The sequence below is a fragment of the Cryobacterium arcticum genome (assembly GCF_001679725.1).
In the GTDB taxonomy this organism is placed as follows: Bacteria; Actinomycetota; Actinomycetes; order Actinomycetales; family Microbacteriaceae; genus Cryobacterium; species Cryobacterium arcticum_A.
The window spans coordinates 1,078,225-1,096,465 of sequence record NZ_CP016282.1 but is presented as its reverse complement, the minus strand read 5'-3'; the positions used below and the strand labels follow the sequence as shown (position 1 = coordinate 1,096,465).

Below are 18,241 nucleotides of genomic sequence, written 5' to 3'. Positions count from 1 at the left end.
ACAGGCCGCTGGCCGGCCGCGTACCCCCGGATTGGGAAGACCAGCTGGCCGGTTGACCGCCCGTCTTGCGCACCCCAGCGTTAGGCTCGGCGCAAGGGGGAACACTGAGCCTGCGGTAGACCGGAGTTCGCCCGGAGGCGCCACGCAGCGGGCGCCCGCCCGTGTCATACTTCGCCGGTGACGCTCTTCGAATCCGAGCACGGCGAACCGCGCCCGCCGCGCACCCGCGTTCTGGCGCGGCGCTCGGCCGTGACCTGGATCATCCTCTTGCCGACGCTGGCGGCCGCCGGGCTGCTCGCTCTGACGCTCCTGCCCGCCGGACCGCCGTGGGACCCGGCGGCAACGAGGTTGTCGGCAGAGATGGAGCAGGTGAGCGACCGGATCGGGCTCACCGACGAGGGTCAGGCCATCTTCACCGATACGCGGCCGGAGTTGCTGGACAGCGCCGATTTTCGCGAGGCTTGCGGCAGCACTTCCGAAACCTCCGAGGACGGTCGCTGGGCGGTGGTCGGCTGTTACTACGGGATGGGCGGCGAATCCGGCCGGGTGGCGATCTTCCGCCCCGGCGACGAACGCCTTGCCGATCAGGTCGTCGTCACGGCTGCCCACGAGTTTCTGCACGCCGCGTACGCCATGCTCGACACCGACGAGCGGGACCGGCTCGATCCGTTGCTGGAGGCACGCTGGTCGTCGATTCCCGCCGACGATCCGGTGCAGACCAGCCTGGCCTCGTCGGTCGGCACGGCCGGCGAGAACCGGTCGACCGAGCAGTTCGCCTATCTCGGCACAGAGATCGCGGATGCGGGCGACCCGGCGTTGGAGGCGTTCTACGCGCCGTACTTCACCGACCGGCAGGCTCTCGTGGCGATCGACGGCGCCCTGGACTCCCTGTGGACCGGGCTGTGGGCCGACTATCAGGCCCAGGCGGACACCCTCGTCGGGCACGAGCAGGCCAACGCCGATGCGGCCGCGCAGGCGCAGGCCGACCGGGCGCAGCTGGAGGCCGAGCTCACCCGGCACAACGATCAGGTGAGCGAGTACAACGCGTTGAGCGCAGAGGAACAGTCCCGGCTGGTCGTGGTGGATGCCGACGGCACACCGGGCGACGAAGCGTGGGGAGACTATCTCTTGCGCAGGACCAGCGAGATCACGGCGGCGGAGTCCGAGCTGGCCGGCCGGCAGGCGGAACTGGACGCATCCGTCAGCGCCGCGCAGGGCGAGCGGGCGGCTGTCGAAGCCCGGGGCGCCGAGCTGAGCGCGCTCGAGGCGGCCTCCGTGCCGGCCTCGGACTGACCCCCGCTCGATGTCGGGCGGATGCGCCGGGTCGCGATCTAGCCGCAGTACTCCTTGGCCACGACCGGGCTCGCCCGCACGACGATGTCCTTGACCACATCGTCGGACAGCACGAAGTTGATCCAGTTGCCGTTGTCGTCGGGGAGCGCGTAGTGCGCCGTGAACGGGTCGTCCTGGAAGGTGACCGCAGGGTAGGCCGTCAAGAGGTCGTCGAGCGTGGAGCCGATGCCGATGCCCGCGTCGGTGTGCGGCGAGGCTCCGGCCAGAGTCGTGAAGTCCGCGCCGCCCTGCAGCACCAGCTGTTCCACGACGCCGGTGCCGAGCCGGTCCGGGATCAAGACCGTGGGGAATCCGGTGCGGCCGTAGGCGACCACCGCGGGACAGCCGTCGTAGACGGTGCTGGTGAAGGCGGTCATCGACGCGGCGGCATCGTCGATGTTGTCGCCGACACTCAGCGGCCCGATGCCGGTGAACCCGATCACCCAGGTGGTCGGATCATCCAGGCTCAGCGCCGCCGGCGTGGGCGTGCGGGTCGGTGTGGGGGTGCTCGTGGCTGGCGTCGGGGTGGCGGTCGGGGTCGGGCTGGCGGTCGGTGTTTCCGCGGCCGTGCCGGCGCATCCGGTGAACAGGAGGAGGCCCGCCAGGGCGGCGACGGTTCCCAGAGTGCGGCGCCGTGCCACAACAGCCTTGCGCATGCGTTCTCCCCCAATGCGTCCCGACCGGACCCGGCTCCAGGGTAATCCCCGCCTCTGCGGCATCGAACGACGTGGACCGCGTGTCAGCGGGAGCGTCCGCCGGCGAGCAGCACCGCCGCCCGACGCCGGTGCGCGTCCAGGGTGCCGGGGTCCATGTTGTCCAGCAGGGAGGTGACCATCCTTGTGCGCGGGTTGGCCGAGAACACCGCCCGGTGGTCGTCGATGAACGTCCAGTACAGACCGTCCCAGTCCGCCGTCCACTCGCCGGCAGGCAGGTCCGACATCTTGCGCAGGTAGTTGCTGCCCGACACGTAGGGCTTGGTGGTGATCTCGTCTCCCGCCGCGAACTGGCTCATCGCGTAGACGTTGGGCACCATCACCCAGTCGTACGCGTCGATGAACATCTCCATGAACCACTCGTAGACCGCGTCCGGGTGGATCCGCAGCAGCGCCATCGCGTTGCCGAGAACCATCAGCCGTTCGATGTGATGCGCATACCCGGTGTCCAGGACGCGAGAGATGACCACGTCCACCGGCGCAAGTCCGGTGCTCGCGTCCCACCAGCCGTCGCCGAGTGCGCGCTGGTGGTCGAGCCGGTTGGCGGTGCGCATCCGCCGCCCACTGGTTCGGTAGGTGGCCCGCATGTACTCGCGCCAGCCGATCACCTGGCGCACGAACCCCTCAACGGAGGCCAGCGGGGTCTCCTGGCCGGCGCCGTCGAGCACCGCCTGCACGACCTCACGCGGGTCCAGCAGGCCGATGTTCAGCGCCGCGGTGAGCAGGCCGTGATTGATGAACGGATGCGTGCTCGAGATCGCATCCTCGTAGGGGCCGAAGTCGTGCAGGCGCTCCCGCACGAACTCCCGCAGGTGCGCCCGGGCCTCGGCGCCGCTCGTCGGCCAGGCGAACAGGTGCGGGTCGCCCGGAGCATCCGGGAACTCGGCGCTGACCCATTCGATCGCACGCTCGACATCGGGCGGCACCGGGGTCTGGTCGGTCTCGTCCATGAGCGCATCGAAGTCGAAGGTTCCCTCCCGCTGGACGGCGGGGTGGCCCGCGAACAGGCCGACCGCCGGGGGTGTGTACCCGCGCGGCAGCTTCTTGCGATTCTCCGTGTCGAACGACCACTTGCCGCCGACCGGCTTGCCGTCGTCGACGAGGATGTCCAGCCGGCGGCGTTGCCACGCGTAGAAGTCCTGCATGCGGGAGCCGTTGTGCGCGAACCAGTCATCGATCTGGGCCCGGTCGGTGAGAAAGTTCGGGGTCTCCAGCACGTCGTGCGGCCGCATCCGGTACCCGCCGTCGCCGAGCGCGGCGTGCAGGTCCCGCTCGAGCCAGTCGTCGACCACGTCGAACCAGGTCACCCGTGCCGGCTTTCGGGTGCGCGCGAATTCTGCGAGCTGGTCGTGGGAGCTACGTTCCGCATCACTCCGCAGCTCGACGACCTCGTGCCCCTGCTCGCGCAGGCGACCGGAGAACCGGGTCATCGACGCGCGATGCAACACCAGCTTGTGGGAGTGGAACCGGTACTGGCGAAAGAGCAGGTCGTGCTCGATGAACACGAATACGGTTCCGGCGGCGACGTCGAGGTGTTGCTCGAAGAGCTGGTGCGGCAGCACGAGGCGCACACTCGGGCCGGGACTCATACCCTCACGATAGACGGACCCCAGGACCTCAGGTCGCCGGTTCGAGGACTACTACGGCCGTCTGCATCGGCCGCCGGCTGGCGTACCCGTCCAGGTCCGTGTCCAGCAGCCGCCATCGGTCCCACAGTCGCTCCCTTTCCGCCCCCTCCGCGGCGTGGGCGACGACGGCGTGCCCCGTGCGGCCGGCAAGCTGCACCCGCGCCTCCGGATGCGCCTGCAGGTTCAGCCACCACGCGGGCTCGGCCGCACCCCATCCGTTCATCGCCATGGTCACCAGATTGGGACCGTCCTCGTAATACCCGACAATCACCGATCGCTCCTGGCCGCTGCGTCGGCCGACCGTGGTCAGCCGCAGCGTGCCCCAACTCTGATCACGGGGGCGCCACAGCCCGCCGCGCCCGCCGGCGATCCGAACGAACGCCCGGTGCACCTTCCAGAAGAGCACAATGAACCATCGGGGCTGGAGGCGCGGCGTACGTCCGCTCGCTTCCGTCGAACCGCTGCTCGTCTCCACCAGGTACGCCGCCTTTCGCCGGAGTTCCCGAACACTGCTCACCAGGATCGCCAGCGTATTACCGGCGTAGGAGCCTGTCGATGGCCCAAGCTCCGGGGTCTGAGCCGGTGTCGCACGCCGCCGACACGGCACGCCGGAGAATCCGACGCACAGATTGGCTGGTGACTTGTGCGGTCGCCGATAGAATTAGTTCGCGACCTGAGGCGTCCCCCCACGCCTGGGTCACGTTGCGTCCCGCCGCGTCCCCCCACGCGGCGGGACGTTTTTGGATGGACGAATCCATCTCAAAACCGTGAAAAAAGCGCCCCGGCCCCCCAGAATCCTGTCCCCTGGTCCCGGTGCACCTCTGTCCGTGTCCCCCGTTGGACATGTCTAAGCCTACCTCTTTCGGGGCGGAAAACACCACCCGGGGGCCACCCGCTCGGCTGCGCACCCGCCGCGGTGCCGTGCAACGTGCTACCGGTCGGTCTGGTCTGAGCCGCCGGGCAACCCGTCCTCGAGAAGCTTCGTGATCTCTCGGAGAGCTTCTGGCGATGTGTCCCCGAGAGTTCGGGCCGCGAAGTTGATGACTCGCTTGACCCGGATCATCCGGACCAATTCCAGCTGAGAGTCGATGCGCTCCGGCAGGTCGTCATCGGACCCGAGCAGGTACTCCGGTGCGATCCCGAAGAAATTCGCGATCTCAGTCAGAAGCAGGGCATCACTGACCAGCGGGCCTTCGCCCCTGACCATGTACTGCCATCGCGCCCGCGAAAGCGAAACCTTCTTGGCTTTGAGACCGGCGGCGATCTCACGGTAGGTGTACGGGGTGTTTCCTTCGGCCACGACGACGTCGAGCAGCAGATTCAGCTTGCGTGCAAGCTCCATTTGTGGAGTGGGCAGCGGGGACGCTGTCCCATCCGCTTCACCGGGCATTTTGGTACTCATCGGTCCTCGAGTCGTTTGTGGTTCCGCGATATGCATCCGATGCCTGACGAATATGCTCTTCGATTCTCTGGATGAGCTTGGCCTCCCGAGCTGAGAGAGATTGGACGGGGTACAGAAGGAGACAGTCGCGAACCTCGACGTAGCGGCGGTAGAGGTGCACGGCGTGGTTCCCCTGAAGGCAGAGTGCTATGCGTGACATCGGCGCTTCGATGCTGAGCTCAGGCCGGTCGGCAAGCAGCCGCTCCCAGAGTGGCGTGACCTTCCACAGCAGCCGCCGGCTCCTGGCTGCGTCCCTCAGGTTTCGGGAAGCTCCGATCAATAGGCGGAGACCCAGGCCGACCGACAGGAGAACGGGGGCGAGGAGCGTGCATCCCACCGACAAGAAGTTGACTGTGGCGCTGACACCGATGCCGCCCGTTGCCCGGTTGATCGCTACACCCATTTGGATCACGACATAGAGCGACACCAGCACGCACCCGGCAGAGACCATCACGAGCGCGATCTTGAGCGTTGTGTCCGACTGACGCCTGAAGTCCGTCGCACACGCGACGATTGTCGAGATGGCCAGAACGATCAGAGCGATCCAGGTCGTGAAGCTGTAGACCAGCTGACTCCAGTCGCCGGCGCCGATGAACTGGACGTTGTCAATGTCCCAGTTGTTGGCGAAGAAGAGGCAAGCCTGGAGAATGATCAGTCCGGTCGCTCCCCACAAGGCGATTCGCTTTCTCGTCGGAGTGAGCCCGGATTTTGAGACAGCCGTCTGGATGAGGGAGTCGAACAACGCCACACAGATGATCGCGGTCGCGTGGAAGATGAAATACGTTATGCCGACTCCACCCAAGAGTTCATCGACGAGCGCATACGGTCCGTCGGAGATCAACGACATTGTGATGGCGAAGGCCAGCATGAACCAGAAAAGCAGACGTCGTCTTCCGCGGAGCACACTGGGGACAAGGAGCAGAGTCGTGCCCCACAGGGCCGAGAACACCGCGTATTCAACCAGTGTGAACATCAGAGGATCTGCCCGAATCCGGTCTCGGCTTCGCGCCTGCTCAGGGCTGCGTCCTTGCGAAGGATCGTCGCAAGCTCGTCCCCGATAGCTTCCGCGAGTGCTTCTTCTTCATCGGTGAAGCTGCTTCTGGACAGCGCGGAGACGATGGCGTTCATGGGGATGAGGGGGGCGAGAAGTGCGACCCGGTCCGCCGGCATGATCATCTTCTTGTGGTTGAGGATCATGTGTCCGAATTCATGATTCACGAACTGCTGCCGGTGCACGGCCGAGTCTGTTGGTGCGTAGTGGATCCGCTCGAATCCTTCACCCGACACCTCGAGCCAGAGGGCACAAATTCCTCTATCGATCATTCCCTGAGGCGCTTGCATGATGAGAATCTTCTTCTCACGGAGCCGCTCCATGTGGTGGTGAAGGAGTTCTGAATTCAGGGGGCGTGGAAGGTCTATCGCCTCGACAAGTTGTTGAGCGCGGTGTTGCCTGGATGCGTAGTCCACGTGTGTGATCCGATTTTCGTGTAGGTCCGCCGCATCCCCCTAGCCGGATGAAGTGCACCTGAGACATGCATGACTGCCGTCGGCATGTGATTGTTCAAGCTCTCCATGATAGCCACGAGCTACGTCGAGGCGACATCGTGAAGGATCCGCTCGGCCTGTTCGGTGATCGATGTGCGTTCCATGCGGAAACCGTGCCACGAACCACAGACATCGTTTCTCAAGGTCACGTGCCTGGCTGTGGCGACTCGGACACGGACTCTCGGTGGTGCGGTTAAAGAAGAACGCAGCGCAGCCGAAGTGACCGGCTACGCTGCGTTGGTGTCCAGCAAGAACTACACGTTGAAGCGGAACTCCACGACGTCGCCGTCCTGCATGACGTATTCCTTGCCCTCGATGCGGGCCTTGCCCTTGGCGCGAGCTTCGACGACTGAGCCGGCGTCGATGAGGTCCTGGAACGCGAAGACCTCGGCCTTGATGAAGCCCTTCTGGAAGTCGGTGTGGATGACTCCGGCGGCCTGCGGGGCGGTCCAGCCCTTGTGGATGGTCCAGGCCCGCGTTTCCTTGGGGCCGGCGGTGAGGTAGGTCTGCAGGCCGAGGGTGTCGAAGCCGATGCGGGCGAGCTGGTTCAACCCGCTCTCCTCCTGGCCGGTGGAGGCCAGCATCTCGGCGGCGTCTTCTTCGTCGAGTTCGGCGAGTTCGGATTCGAGCTTCGCGTCGAGGAACACGGCCTGCGCCGGGGCGACAAGGGCGGCCAGCACGGCGAGCTTCTCGGCATCCTGCAGCACGGCCTCGTCGACGTTGAAGACGTAGATGAACGGCTTGGTGGTGAGCAGGCCGAGTTCGCGGATGGGCTCGACGTCGATCTTCGACGCCGACAGCGGCTTACCGGTGTCGAGGAAGGTCTGCGCCTCGAGTGCGGTCTTGAGCACGCTCGGGTCGAGCTTGCGACCCTTGGTCTCCTTCTCGTACCGCACGATCGCCTTCTCCAGCGTCTGCAGGTCGGCGAGCACCAGCTCGGTGTTGATGGTCTCCATGTCGCCGGCCGGGTTGACCGCACCGTCGACGTGCACCACGTCGGGGTCGGCGAATCCGCGGATGACCTGCGCGATGGCGTCGGCCTCGCGGATGTTGGCGAGGAACTTGTTGCCCAGGCCCTCACCCTCGCTGGCGCCGCGCACGATGCCGGCGATGTCGACGAACGACACCGGAGCAGGCAGCAGGCGCTCGCTACCGAACACCTCAGCCAGCTTGGCGAGGCGGGAGTCCGGCAGGTTGACGATGCCAACGTTGGGCTCGATGGTGGCGAACGGGTAGTTCGCCGCGAGCACGTTGTTCTTGGTCAACGCGTTGAAGAGGGTGGACTTGCCAACATTGGGCAGTCCGACGATTGCAATAGTAAGAGCCACGAGCATCCATCGTACCGGCTCTGCCTGTGTGCCGTTCTGCCGCATGTTTTCGCGGCACAACCGGTGTGCGGATGCGCCGCCCGGCGCCGAGCGGACGGCACACGTTCCACGGCACCCCGCCCTGCCCGCCCGGCAGCGTCGGTGGCGCGTGAGAACATGAGGCGTGCCTGTCAACTTCACCGCCATCGATTTCGAAACCGCCAACTCCTCGGCCGCCTCGGCCTGCTCCGTGGGGTTGGTGAAGGTGCGCGACGGCGTCGTCGTCGACAAGATCGGCTGGTTCATCCGCCCGCCGCTGGGTCACGACGCGTTCCTGGAGTGGAACATCCGGATCCACGGCATCTACCCCGAGCAGGTCGTGGATGCGCTGAGCTGGTCGGAGCAGCTGCCCGATCTGGTGGACTTCGCCGACGGCGACGTGCTCGTGGCGCACAACGCGGGCTTCGACCTGGGCGTCATCAAGACAGCCTCGACGATCACCGGGATGACGGTGCCCGACTTCCGCTACGTGTGCAGCCTGCAGGTGGCGCGCAAGACCTACCACCTGGACTCCTACCGTTTGCCGGTCGCCGCCATGGCCGCGGGGTTCGAGGACTTCTCGCACCACAACGCGCTCGCGGACTCCGAGGCCTGCGCCGCGATCATGATCCACGCCGCCGACAGGCACGGAGCGGATACCATCGAGGACCTGGCCCGCATCTGCGGCGTCAACATGGGCGTGATCGGCCCGGTCGCCACCCAGGAGCACCGCGCCACGCACGGCCCGATGGCGCTGAACTAGCCTCACCCCGCATCCGCCACCGCACGTCGCCCGGCACGACTCACCCGGCGACGCGCGCACCGCTTCACAGCCGTGTCGGTGGCCGCTGTCAGACTGGCCGCATGGATCCCCTCGCGCTTCTCCTCGGTCTTGTCATCGGTGCGGTTGTCGGCGCCCTGGTCAGCGCCGTGCTCCTCCAGCGCCGCCGGTCGACAACCCCGACGGGCGAGGATCCCGCCGTTCTCGACGCCCGGCACCAGGTGGTGCTCGCCGAGACGCGCGCCCGGGAGGCTGCCGTGCAGTCGCTGCTCCGCGAAGAACTCGCGTCGATGCAGGCCACCGCCGACGGGCTGCGCGACCAGATCGCCGACCAGAAGCGGCAGTACCGTGACATCGTCGACCGGCAGCGCGATGATCAGGCCGCCCGCACCGAACGGGACCGGCAGGAGAGCCAGGTACTACAGGCCCTCGCCCCGGTCAAGGACAGCCTGGTGACCATGCAGCAGAAAGTCGCCGAGCTCGAGCAGCAGCGCAGCCTGCAGCACGGTGAGCTCACCGAGCAGCTGCGCTCTGCCACCGAATCCGAGGAGCGACTGCGCAGCACCGCCGAATCCCTCGCCTCCGCCCTGCGCGCCAACAACACCCGCGGCGTCTGGGGCGAGACCCAGCTGCGCAGCGTGGTCGAGGCGGCCGGGCTCATCGAGCGCGTCGACTTCGATGTGCAGTCGAGCATCCACTCGGATGCCGGCGCCGGCCGGCCCGACATGGTCGTGCACCTGCCCGGCGGCAAGAACATCGCCGTGGACGCGAAGGTGCCCTTCACCGCGTTCCTGGAGGCCAGCCAGATCCCCGCCACGGCCACGGGTTCCGATGGCGCCCAGCGGGCCGTCTTCATGAAGGCGCACGTCAAGGCCGTGCGGGACCACGTCACGGCGCTGGGCAGCAAGGCCTACTGGCAAGGCCTCGATGCCTCCCCCGAACTCGTGATCGCCTTCATTCCCAGCGAATCGCTGGTCTCGTCGGCGCTCGAGGCCGACCCGTCGCTGATGGAGTTCGCGTTCAGCAAGCGCGTCGCCCTGGCTTCCCCCGTCACGCTCTGGTCGGTGCTGAAGACCGTGGCGTTCAGCTGGCAGCAGGATGTGCTCACCCACGACGCGCAGGTGCTCTTCGACCTCAGCCGCGAGCTCTACTCGCGGCTGGCCACCACCGCCACGCACATCGAGAAGCTCGGTCGCGCCATCGAGCGCACCGTGAAGGACTACAACGGCTTCGTCGGCTCGATGGAACGCCAGGTGCTGCCCACCGCCCGCAAGCTCAACGCTCTCGACGAGTCGAAGGTGCTCGCGCCGCTCGTCGGCATCGAGGAGGCGCCCCGGGAGCTCGTGGCCTACGAGTTCGTGGCTGCGCTGGAGACCGACGCCCTGGAAGCGATCCCCACCCGGGACTGAGCCGCTCGACGTCGCGAGTTGCCTCGACGTGCCCTCTCCGCCGCCCGGAAGGGGCACCTTGCCGCGAATCGCCGAGGAACGCCCTCACGAGTCGCCACAAAGCGCCCCTTCAGAAGCCGCGAAGGGGACCTGTGCGGCAACTCGGCGCTGAGCTGTCCCTCGAACGACGGGCCCAGCCCAGAGTTGCGCCGCTACGAGGCCATCACTGGATGAGCCGCTACGGGATGGCGCGCGCGGTGCGCTCGATGTCGGAGACCGGTTGCTCGCGCTGCGTGGCGATCGCGGCGCCGGCCGCGCCGCACACCACGAGGATCGCCAGCTGCTGCTGGAACAGGAGAACCTCGCCGAGCACCAGCACACCGAAGATCGCCGCGACGACGGGACCGAAGCTCGTGATGATCGCGTACAGCCTCGGGGTGATGCGCCGGAGGATGTAGGTGTCCAGCGTGTACGGGAACGCCGACGACAGCAGCCCCACCGCGACGAGCAGCCCGATGATGCCCCAGTTGAGCTTCGCGTAGTCGACGGTGACGAGAGCCACCGGAACGAGCAGCACCAGGCTGACGAGGCTGGCGATGGTGATGCCTTCCAAGCCGGGCAGCTGGGTGGCCACCCGGCGGGTCAGCAGGATGTAGCCGGCCCAGGCCGCGGCGGCGGTGAGTGCCAGGGCGATGCCGAACGGGTCGAGCGTGCCATCCGACCAGGTGAGCAGGAACACCCCGCCGGCGGCGGCCGCGGCGCAGACGAAGTCGAGCGCCCGGCGGGAAGCGGCGAGAGCCACCGCGAACGGGCCGAGGAACTCGATGGTGGCGGCCACGCCGAGGCCGAGCCGGGCGACCGACTCGTAGAAGGTGAGGTTCATCACCGCGAGCACCACACCGAGGGCGAGCGCCGGCCAGAGCCGAGCCCAGGTGAAGGTGACGAACTTCGGCCGGTAGAACGGAAGCACGGCCACGGCCATCACGAGCTGGCGCACGGCCACGACGACCGGGGACCCGACCATGGGGATGAGCAGCCCGGCCAGGGACGAGCCGTAGTTGATGCTCACCTCGGTGACGAGTTGGGCTCCGGCGCCGGTGAGGCGGTCACGCTTGGCTGTCACAGTTCTCCCCCGCCGCCGGATGCGGCACTCTGACGAGAATACCGGCCGGTCGCCGGCACGTGACCGCGTGCCACGCCACGCCAGCAGCGGCGAAGGCCGCCCTGGAGGGGCGGCCTTCGTCGGTGCGGCGTGTCGACAGGTCGACGGCGGTGTCTACGACTCGGTCAGGCCGTGACGGCGACGACGGAACCAGACGAGCGCCCCGCCCGCAGCCAGCAACAGCGCGGCGGCTCCCATCAGCGGAGCCACCTGCGTACCGGTGGCGGCCAGAACTGCGCCGACGGCAGCGGCAACCCCGCCCACCCCACCATTCGTGGAGCCACCGGGCAGGACGGCGGCCGGGGTGGTCGTCGGGGTCGGCGTGGCCGTGGGCGTCGGTGTCGTTCCCGCTGCCGCAACCGTCAACTGGGCCGACACGGATACGCCGGTTTGCGCACCGGTTGCGGTGACGGTGTACTGCCCGGGAGTCGTCGGCGCGGTTCCCGTGATGAGGGCCTGGCCATCGATCACGTCAACCGTGCCCAGTGGGTCGGCGGAACCGGACGTGCTGATCTTGCCGGCGACCCGCCAGTCTGCGTTCAGCCCTGCGCCGGTGCCGGTGAATGCGGCGCCCGGGGCGACGGTGGGCTGGTCCAGGGTGAGTGTGGCTGCGGCGCTCAGCGATCGGAGGTCGGTGTTCAGGGCCAGGGCGTTGGACGACGTGAAGAACAGGTCGGTCTGGTCGGTCAGGCCGAGCACGTTCGCCGCTCCAGGGCCGTAGCCGGCGATCCGCACCTGGGATCCCGTGTGCTGCTGGGACTCACCGGCGTTCGCGGTGCCGTAGCTCACGAGCATGGTCGATCCTTCTTCGGTGGTCAGCGCAACGCTCAGGCCGGGCGGGGTCGATCCCACGATCTGGCTGGTGTGCGCGTGGTCGGCGGTCACCACGACCAGGGTGTTGCCGTCGGCCTTGGCGAACGCGAGGGCCGACTGCACGGCCTCGTCGAGGTCGACGGTCTCACCGATCTGGCCGCAGGCATCCGCGGCGTGGTCCTGCTTGTCGATGCTGGCGCCTTCGACCTGGAGGAAGAAACCCTGGTCGCTGTCGGCGGACAGGAGGTCGATGGCCTTGTCGGTCAGGGAGGCGAGGGAGAGCCCTGTGTTCAGTCGCGCCGGGTTCTCGGTGCACGAGACCGGGGCGAGGTTTCCGCCGCCGACTGTGGCTGCGGGGCCGACCCAGCGGGTGGGGAAGTTGCCCTTGGTGAAGAGTCCGAGCACCGGTGCGCTCTGGTCGGCGGCGGTGACCGTGTCGAGGCCGGCGGCGCTGTCTACCAGTTGGTAGCCGCGGGCGGTGGCCTGTTCGAAGAGCGTCTTGCCGGCCCAGTCGCCCGCCACGGCCTTCTCGGTGAAGGTCGCCGAGCCGCCGCCGAGAACCACATCGGGGCGCAGGTTGAGCAGTTGTTCGGAGATGGAGCCCAGTCCGCCCTTCTCGAGCGACTCGCTGGCGCAGTTCGCCGTGGTCTTCACGGGTCCGTAGCAACCACGGGCCGAGATGTGGGCGATCTGCGCGCCGGGGGTGGCATCCTGAATTTCCGCTGTCGACACGTTTCCGGTGCGGAGGCCGTTGGCCTTGGCCAGTTCGAGAAGCGTCGACTGGGGCTTACCGGAGATGTCCACCGAGAGGGCGCCGTTGCTCGTCTTCGTCCCGGTCGACCAGCCGCTGGCGGTCGACGCCGATTCCGACGCGTAGTTCGGGGTGCCGTCTTTGTTGAGGGCGTAGGTCGTGTACTGGCCGGTCAACGGCAGCGCGTCGATACCGGCGAACTCACCGGCCGCACCCTCCGCATAGTTACGGGCCACGGTGATCTCGCTGTCACCCATGCCGTCGCCGATCAGCAGGATGACGTTCTTCGCCGGCCCATCGACGATGGACTCGCGAATCGCTGAGGTCTTGTCGCCGTTGTTGCGAGCGGCTCCACCGTGATCGTCGGTGGCAGCGTATGCGCCGAGCGGCGCGAGGATGCTGGCGCCGGCGATGAGGCCGGTCGCGGCGGCCATGAGCGCGGTGCGCCCGGGCCGGTGATTGGATGACTTGGACGCACGGAACACGGCGTTTCCCCCTGGACTAGGTGTCTCAGCGTTACTTTCCGGACGGAAGCAACGCCTACAAGAGAACACGGGCGACGGGGACGGGACCTGAACCGACGGTGAACAGCACACGAAGCCCGCTCGTGCGGGAGCCCGGCGAACGACCAGACACGGGTCAGCCGAAGACCGACCGCGCGACCGCGGTCACCTGCACAGGCAGGCCGTCGGGCACGAACAGGGTGAGCACGGGCGGGCGCCACCAGGCTTGCAGGGTGATGGTGGCGCTCTGGCCGTCCACGGTGTCGGCGCGGGTCAGCGTCAAGTCTTCCAGCCCGGGGTGGCGGGCGGCGGCGAGGTATCCGGTCGCGGCAGCCCGGATCTCCGGGGTGGTCAGTGCGGCGTGCAACTGCCCGGAGTCGATCGCGACCGCGTCGAGCCGGAACGATTCAGCTGCGGCGAGCGCCGCGCCATCCGCGAGGGTGAAGAGCTGCTTGCGCTCGAGGTAGAGGCTGGTCGCGGCCACCACGATCAGCACCACCACCAGGGCGAGGAAGCCGTAGAAGATCGTCAGCAGCAGCGTGGAACCCTCGTCGCCGTGCTCACCACGGATGCGTCGTGCCCACGGTCGCCGCACCGGCCTCACCCCTCGTGCCAGAACCGGGACACGGTCTGGGTCGCCGACGACTGCAGCGGGATGCTCCCGCCGTGGGACTGGGTGAGGACCCCGGGCACGAACGGCAGGGCCACCTGCAGCCGAACGGTCACGGTCACCACGCTGCGCCGGCTCAGGCAGGCTCCCCCGCCAGCGCAGGTGATGCTCACCTCGGCGGCGTCGGCGTCAATTCCGTAGTCGGCCAAACCCACCAGGACGGCCCGCTCGGCTCGGGCCTCGGCGTCGGCGGAATTGGGCGCCAGCACGTACACGCGGGCGGCTTGCCGGGCGGCGCCCTCCACCGCGAGCGCGCCGCCCTGCAGCACCGACATGGCCAGAATCAGGTAGACCAGAGGAACGAGCAGGATCAGCCCGACGGTGATGAACTCCAGCGAGGCCGATCCGGTCTCGCCCGTCAGCATCGACCGGCGTTCAGCCCACTGACCCCTCCACGACGGCATGCCCCTCCACCTCCAGCCCGTCGGCCACACCGAACAGCCCGAACAGCGGCAGCGGGGCCACGACCCGCACCCGCACTCCTGGCTGCCCCGCCACCGCCGTGTAGTCGGCCGTCACGTCGGCAGCGTAGGCCGGGCCGAGCGCCGCCGTGATGAGGTCCCGGCTGCGCTCGGCGCCCTGGCCGAGGCCGCTGTCCGCCAGGGCGGCATACCGGGCACCCTCGGCGGCGGCATCCAGCACGGTGTTGCGGATGTGCAGCGCCAACGCCAGCTGCAGCACCGCCAGGGTGAGGCCGGTGAGGAGGGCGGCCACCATCACGAATTCGGCCACCGCCGTGCCACGCTCGGCGTCGCCCCACCGGACTCTGACGACGCTGCCCCGGATGCTGCGGCGCAGGCTCATGACGACGGTCAGATGCCGCTGACCCGGTTGATGGCCTGCTCGAAGATGCCGCTGAGCGCGGGTCCGGCCAGGCCCCAGATGATCATCACGAGGCCTGCCGTCATCAACGTGATCAAGACCCATCCGGGCACATCGCCCCGGTCATCGTGCAGCCCGGCGCGGAAACGGTTGTACAGCTGGGTGGTGAGACTCACGGTGTCCTGCTTTCTCTGGGGTGGTGCACGGTGGAACAGGATGGTTCGGGCAAAAGACCTAGAACCCGGCCTGCAGCACGAACAGGCCGGGGAAGATCGCGAACAGGATGGTCATCGGCAGGATCAGGAAGACCAGCGGCACCATCATGGCCATCTCCTTCTTCCCGGCGGCCTCGAGCAGGGTGCGCTTGGCTTCCTCGCGGCCGTCCTGGGCCTGCGCCCGCAGCACCTCGGCCAGTGGAGACCCCCGGTCGATCGCGCCGACGACCTGGTCCACGAAGCGGGTCAGCGAGGTCAGCCGCATCCGCCGGGACAGTTCGGTGAGCGCGGTCGTGACGGACGCTCCAGCGTGCACGTCGTGGATCAACCCGGCGAACTCCCGCGACAGCTCCCCCGACGTGCTGCCGGACACCCGGCGGAGAGCGTCGAGGATGCCCTCGCCGGCGGCCAGGGACAACATGAGGAACTCGAGGATGGTGGGCAGTTCGCTGTCGATGCGGTCCAGCCGCGCCGTGGCGGCCCGTTTGAGCACCGTGTCGCGCAGCACCACACCGGCCGCCGCTGCCGTGACGGGCGCGGCGACCTGCACGATGAGCGGCCACCCGCGGCCAAGGGGTGTGCCGATCACCACGAGCAGCGCGGTCGCGGCGGCGATCAACGCCCAGGCGAGTTGCTCCGAGCGGAACGCCTCGACCGTGCGGGTGGACCCGGATTGCCGCAGCCGGCGGTCCACGGCCTCGGCGCCGCCCAGCGCGCTGGCGAGGGCCTGCGCGAGCGACTCGAACACGGGCGAGAACAGCGTGCCCAGCACGGGGATGGGGTCGATGGAGCGACGGCCGACGAACACCCGGGCCTCCCCGGAGACGTCCAACAGGTATGGCGCCAACCGGTTCGCCAGCCGGGGCCGGCTCAATCGCGGGGTGAGGCTCACCAATGACCACAGCCCGATGCCGAGCACCGCGCCGAAGAACGCACCCCAGGCCAGCGCGGTCACTGGAACCACCGGCGTTCCTCGGGCAACCGGCCCAGGGCGAGCATCACCCGGTAGGCCAGCACGGAGACCGTGAGGCCGCCGAGGATCACGACGGTGCCCGCCGCGGTGTTGAACGCCTGCGCCGCCTCGGGCCGGGTGCTGATGAGCACGAGCACGATCCAGGGGGCGGCGACCCCGAGGCGGGCGGCGTTGACCACCCAGGACTGTTTGGCCTCCACCTCGGCGCGCACCGCCGCATCCTGCCGCAGCCAACTGGACAGGCTGCGCAACACCACGGTGAGGTCGCTGCCGCCCACCTCCCGCGCCATGCGGAGGGTCTCCAGCAGTCGGTCGGCGAACGGGTCGGCCAGGGAGCTCTTGAGCTTGTCGACGCTGTAACCGAAATTGCCGGTGGCGCGGTAGTCGCGTTCGAACTCGGCGAACGACACCCGGGTCAGCACCGGACCCGACTGCGCCAGGCTGCTCACCGCGTCGGGCAGAGCGAGACCCGAGCGCACGGCGGAGACCAGATGGTCCACGACGTCAGGCCACACCGTGCGATTGAGCCGACGTCGGGCGCGGGCCCGCCACAGCACGATGAGGCTGGGCAGGATCAGCCAGAGCACCCCGGCCACCACGGTCAGCGCCCGTACTCCGAGGATCGCCTCGGCGAGCGCCGCGGCCGCCACCGCCAGCACCCAGGAGACCGTTGCGAACACCGACAGCGGCAGCCCACCCATGCCGGCCTGGGCGAGGCGCGCACGCCAGCCATCCGTCAACCGGCTGCCGCGGCGGCCGGAACGGCTGGACGGCCAGAGGAACGGCGCGCTGAGCAGCACCAGCCCGGCGCCCAGGAGACTGCCCAGCACAAGCGTCATGCCGCTCCCCTCCGCAGCACGTCGGCGGGGTCAAGCCCGGCGGCGCGGAACTTGGCGAGCTTGGTGGGGAAGCCGCCGGTGTGCTCGAGGACGCCGTTGTTCATCAGGAACAGTGGACTGGCCTCGATCGTGGCGCCGGTGAGCTGGCCACTCGGCGCAATGATCTCGGTCACCCGACGCCGGCCGTGCCGATCCATCTCACAGTGCACGACGATGTCGATGCAGCCGGCCACAGTGGGCAGCACGAACGACGAGTCGATGTTGCGGCCCGCAAGCAGCGGCAATGTCGACAGCTTGGCGAGCGCGTCCCTGGCGCTGTTGGCGTGGATGGAGCACATGCCCGGCAGTCCACTGTTCAGTGCGATGAGCAGGTCCAGGCTCTCGGCCTCCCGCACCTCGCCCACCACGAGCCGGTCGGGTCGCATCCGCAGCGACTCCTTGATCAGGCGGCGCAGGGTGATCTCTCCGGTGCCCTCCAGGCTGGGCTGTCGGCACTGCATCGCCACGACGTCCCGGCCGGCCACGCTCAGCTCGAAGGTCTCCTCCACCGTGATGATGCGTTCGGTGCGCGGGGCCGCCGAGAGCAGCGCGTTGAGCAGGGTGGTCTTCCCGGTCTGCGTCGCCCCGCAGACCAGGATGTTCTGCCCGCCCCGCACGCACACCCGCAGGAAGTCGGCGGCCGGCTGGGTGAGCGCCCCGAGCGCCACAAGCTGGGTGAGATCCCGGATGCGCCGGGTGAACTTGCGGATGTTCACCGACCAGAACCGCTGGGTGATGTCGGGGATCACCACGTGCAGTCGCGACCCATCGGGCAGGGAGGCGTCGACGAACGGGGAGGACAGGTCGACACGGCGGCCGGAGGCCTGCAGCATCCGTTCGACGAGGTCGCGCACCTCGCGTTCGGTGAGCACCATGGTCGTCAGCTCCGGCACGCCGTCGCGGGCCACGAACACCCGGCTGGGCGCGTTGATCCAGATCTCCTCGATATCGGGGTCGTCCAGGAACGGCTGCAGCGCCCCGAACCCGGTGAGGGCGGCGACCACCTCGCGGGCGGCCTGGAACTCGTCGGCGAGCAGCGGCGCGGACCCGCCGAGGGCGCGTTCGCTGTACCGGCGCACCTCGTCGCGCACGTACTGGTCGGTCAGGGTGCCGTCGCCGGCCAGGTCGACGCCGTCCCGGCGCACACGCAGCCGCACCTGCTCGGTGATGATCCGCACGGCCTCGCTCATGTAGGCATCCTGCTGCAGAAGCCCCACGGCGCGTGGGAGTTATCCACAGGGGCCGTTTTCGGCACCGAAACAGCGGGCACTCTAGACTGG

At 68.3% G+C, this 18,241-nt stretch carries 19 protein-coding genes; 3 read left to right on the top strand and 16 right to left on the bottom strand.

What is annotated here, in order from left to right:
- Nucleotides 1-177 precede the first annotated feature (177 nt).
- Nucleotides 178-1,293, top strand: a complete 1,116-nt coding sequence (locus tag PA27867_RS04885; RefSeq protein WP_066594010.1) for a hypothetical protein — start codon at nucleotides 178-180, stop codon at nucleotides 1,291-1,293.
- 38 nt (nucleotides 1,294-1,331) lie between these two features.
- Here the strand turns inward: PA27867_RS04885 and PA27867_RS04880 are convergent, their stop codons facing one another.
- From PA27867_RS04880 to ychF, 7 genes are all read right to left on the bottom strand, one after another.
- Entirely contained in the window at nucleotides 1,332-1,988 is a 657-nt protein-coding gene (locus tag PA27867_RS04880) for a hypothetical protein (protein WP_066594008.1), read from the bottom strand.
- 83 nt (nucleotides 1,989-2,071) lie between these two features.
- Nucleotides 2,072-3,634 carry a cryptochrome/photolyase family protein gene (locus tag PA27867_RS04875; protein WP_066594004.1) on the bottom strand — a complete coding sequence of 521 codons (1,563 nt, stop codon included), beginning with the start codon at nucleotides 3,632-3,634 and terminating at the stop codon, nucleotides 2,072-2,074.
- Nucleotides 3,635-3,662: 28 nt separating this feature from the next.
- On the bottom strand, nucleotides 3,663-4,148 hold the full coding sequence (locus PA27867_RS04870; protein ID WP_066594002.1) for a nitroreductase/quinone reductase family protein: 486 nt from the start codon (nucleotides 4,146-4,148) through the stop codon (nucleotides 3,663-3,665).
- A 456-nt stretch (nucleotides 4,149-4,604) separates the two neighbouring features.
- On the bottom strand, nucleotides 4,605-5,015 hold the full coding sequence (locus PA27867_RS04865; protein ID WP_066594000.1) for a hypothetical protein: 411 nt from the start codon (nucleotides 5,013-5,015) through the stop codon (nucleotides 4,605-4,607).
- A gap of 37 nt (nucleotides 5,016-5,052) precedes the next feature.
- A complete protein-coding gene (locus tag PA27867_RS04860) occupies nucleotides 5,053-6,087 on the bottom strand; it encodes a DUF6545 domain-containing protein (protein ID WP_066593998.1) in 1,035 nt (344 codons plus the stop codon).
- The gene (locus tag PA27867_RS04855) at nucleotides 6,087-6,581 is read right to left on the bottom strand and encodes a hypothetical protein (RefSeq protein WP_157109124.1); all 495 of its coding nucleotides are present in this window, start codon (nucleotides 6,579-6,581) and stop codon (nucleotides 6,087-6,089) included. The genes PA27867_RS04860 and PA27867_RS04855 overlap by 1 nt, the downstream gene beginning before the upstream one ends.
- A gap of 332 nt (nucleotides 6,582-6,913) precedes the next feature.
- Entirely contained in the window at nucleotides 6,914-7,987 is a 1,074-nt protein-coding gene (ychF, locus tag PA27867_RS04850) for a redox-regulated ATPase YchF (protein WP_066599136.1), read from the bottom strand.
- A 163-nt stretch (nucleotides 7,988-8,150) separates the two neighbouring features.
- On the opposite strand from ychF, the gene PA27867_RS04845 reads away from it, so the two are divergent.
- On the top strand, nucleotides 8,151-8,768 hold the full coding sequence (locus PA27867_RS04845; protein WP_066593994.1) for an exonuclease domain-containing protein: 618 nt from the start codon (nucleotides 8,151-8,153) through the stop codon (nucleotides 8,766-8,768).
- Between the two features lie 101 nt (nucleotides 8,769-8,869).
- A complete protein-coding gene (gene rmuC / locus PA27867_RS04840) occupies nucleotides 8,870-10,195 on the top strand; it encodes a DNA recombination protein RmuC (RefSeq protein WP_066593992.1) in 1,326 nt (441 codons plus the stop codon).
- 217 nt (nucleotides 10,196-10,412) lie between these two features.
- Here rmuC and PA27867_RS04835 read toward each other — a convergent pair whose 3' ends face one another.
- The 9 genes from PA27867_RS04835 to PA27867_RS04795 form a co-directional block, all read right to left on the bottom strand.
- Complete coding sequence (locus PA27867_RS04835) at nucleotides 10,413-11,297, bottom strand: EamA family transporter (RefSeq protein ID WP_066593990.1); 885 nt, start codon at nucleotides 11,295-11,297, stop codon at nucleotides 10,413-10,415.
- Between the two features lie 153 nt (nucleotides 11,298-11,450).
- Nucleotides 11,451-13,385: an alkaline phosphatase gene (gene phoA, locus PA27867_RS04830; protein ID WP_066593988.1), complete on the bottom strand. Its 1,935-nt coding sequence runs from the start codon at nucleotides 13,383-13,385 to the stop codon at nucleotides 11,451-11,453.
- Nucleotides 13,386-13,539: 154 nt separating this feature from the next.
- On the bottom strand, nucleotides 13,540-13,998 hold the full coding sequence (locus tag PA27867_RS04825; protein WP_066599134.1) for a pilus assembly protein TadG-related protein: 459 nt from the start codon (nucleotides 13,996-13,998) through the stop codon (nucleotides 13,540-13,542).
- A gap of 5 nt (nucleotides 13,999-14,003) precedes the next feature.
- Nucleotides 14,004-14,477: a hypothetical protein gene (locus PA27867_RS04820; protein WP_066593983.1), complete on the bottom strand. Its 474-nt coding sequence runs from the start codon at nucleotides 14,475-14,477 to the stop codon at nucleotides 14,004-14,006.
- Nucleotides 14,449-14,877 carry a TadE/TadG family type IV pilus assembly protein gene (locus PA27867_RS04815; protein ID WP_066593981.1) on the bottom strand — a complete coding sequence of 143 codons (429 nt, stop codon included), beginning with the start codon at nucleotides 14,875-14,877 and terminating at the stop codon, nucleotides 14,449-14,451. Before PA27867_RS04815 ends, PA27867_RS04820 begins: the two co-directional genes overlap by 29 nt.
- 8 nt (nucleotides 14,878-14,885) lie before the next feature.
- Nucleotides 14,886-15,071 carry a hypothetical protein gene (locus tag PA27867_RS04810; protein ID WP_066593976.1) on the bottom strand — a complete coding sequence of 62 codons (186 nt, stop codon included), beginning with the start codon at nucleotides 15,069-15,071 and terminating at the stop codon, nucleotides 14,886-14,888.
- A 58-nt stretch (nucleotides 15,072-15,129) separates the two neighbouring features.
- Nucleotides 15,130-16,074, bottom strand: a complete 945-nt coding sequence (locus PA27867_RS04805; RefSeq protein WP_236900839.1) for a type II secretion system F family protein — start codon at nucleotides 16,072-16,074, stop codon at nucleotides 15,130-15,132.
- A complete protein-coding gene (locus tag PA27867_RS04800; RefSeq protein WP_066593972.1) occupies nucleotides 16,062-16,922 on the bottom strand; it encodes a type II secretion system F family protein in 861 nt (286 codons plus the stop codon). The genes PA27867_RS04805 and PA27867_RS04800 overlap by 13 nt, the downstream gene beginning before the upstream one ends.
- Nucleotides 16,919-18,151, bottom strand: coding sequence for a CpaF family protein (locus PA27867_RS04795; protein WP_066593968.1), 1,233 nt, complete (start codon nucleotides 18,149-18,151; stop codon nucleotides 16,919-16,921). Before PA27867_RS04795 ends, PA27867_RS04800 begins: the two co-directional genes overlap by 4 nt.
- Nucleotides 18,152-18,241: the final 90 nt, after the last annotated feature.

Coding starts and splice junctions, on each gene's coding strand:
- PA27867_RS04880 (WP_066594008.1), bottom strand. CDS start 1,988: ATGCGCAAGGCTGTTGTGGCACGGCGCCGCACTCTGGGAACCGTCGCC.
- PA27867_RS04875 (WP_066594004.1), bottom strand. CDS start 3,634: ATGAGTCCCGGCCCGAGTGTGCGCCTCGTGCTGCCGCACCAGCTCTTC.
- PA27867_RS04865 (WP_066594000.1), bottom strand. CDS start 5,015: ATGGAGCTTGCACGCAAGCTGAATCTGCTGCTCGACGTCGTCGTGGCC.
- PA27867_RS04860 (WP_066593998.1), bottom strand. CDS start 6,087: ATGTTCACACTGGTTGAATACGCGGTGTTCTCGGCCCTGTGGGGCACG.
- rmuC (WP_066593992.1), top strand. CDS start 8,870: ATGGATCCCCTCGCGCTTCTCCTCGGTCTTGTCATCGGTGCGGTTGTC.
- PA27867_RS04820 (WP_066593983.1), bottom strand. CDS start 14,477: ATGCCGTCGTGGAGGGGTCAGTGGGCTGAACGCCGGTCGATGCTGACG.
- PA27867_RS04815 (WP_066593981.1), bottom strand. CDS start 14,877: ATGAGCCTGCGCCGCAGCATCCGGGGCAGCGTCGTCAGAGTCCGGTGG.
- PA27867_RS04800 (WP_066593972.1), bottom strand. CDS start 16,922: ATGACGCTTGTGCTGGGCAGTCTCCTGGGCGCCGGGCTGGTGCTGCTC.
- PA27867_RS04795 (WP_066593968.1), bottom strand. CDS start 18,151: ATGAGCGAGGCCGTGCGGATCATCACCGAGCAGGTGCGGCTGCGTGTG.